Here is a 774-nt window from a genome sequence, read left to right on the forward strand (position 1 = left end):
ATCCCAAACAATTGCTATGTTGCTGGTCGTAGCGTTGCCGAAATCGCTCAGGATTATCGATTTCCGACTGGTTCTTTAATTATTGGCTATCAACCCCATCCCCATGAGGATTTGATGATTCCTAATGGTAGTACAGTACTAGAACCTGGTTCAACTGCGCTGATTGTGACGAAACCTGGCTCATTACATCAAGTCATTGATTTTATTGAAGGTTGTAAATAGTTTTGAAGCTGCATCCACATTTTTATTTAGCGATCGCTATTATTGCTCTTACATCTTGTAAATCAACAGAAGTTACATCACCAAAACCCAATACTACTGAGTCAACTCCATCTCAAAAGGTAGTAACTCTGGATAAAAATTTCAAGATAGCAATGGGTCAAACTATCTATGTTCCTGTCTATTCTCATATTTATCATCACAATCGGCAGGAGGTTTTCAATTTAGCAGTTACGCTCAGTATTCGGAACACAGATTTGACTAATCCGATGATTATTACTTCTGTGCGTTACTATGACTCAGAAGGTAAATTAGTCAAGCAGTATTTAGAGCGCCCGATTCAACTTGATGCACTAGCTTCTACAGATTTTTTTGTAAATAGAAATGACACTAGTGGAGGTTTGGGCGCAAACTTCATTGTAGAGTGGGTAGCTCAAACAGAAATGTCTGAGCCGATAGTAGAGGCAATCATGATTGGTACTGACTTTCAACAAGGAATTTCTTTTATCAGTCCTAGTAGGGTAATTAAAAATCAGACTAGTAATCAGCGATCGC

The 774-nt window shown here is 38.5% G+C and carries 2 protein-coding genes; both read left to right on the top strand.

Features of this window, described 5'->3' with window-relative positions:
• A partial coding sequence (locus tag HCR01_RS38110; protein ID WP_320073274.1) for a TrkA C-terminal domain-containing protein occupies positions 1 to 222 on the top strand: 222 nt, incomplete at its 5' end.
• Between the two features lie 2 nt (positions 223 to 224).
• The coding region (locus tag HCR01_RS38115; protein ID WP_193201040.1) for a DUF3124 domain-containing protein at positions 225 to 774 on the top strand (550 nt) is incomplete at its 3' end.

Origin of the sequence: Nostoc sp. MG11, assembly GCF_014904695.1 — a bacterium.
In the GTDB taxonomy this organism is placed as follows: Bacteria; Cyanobacteriota; Cyanobacteriia; order Cyanobacteriales; family Nostocaceae; genus Komarekiella.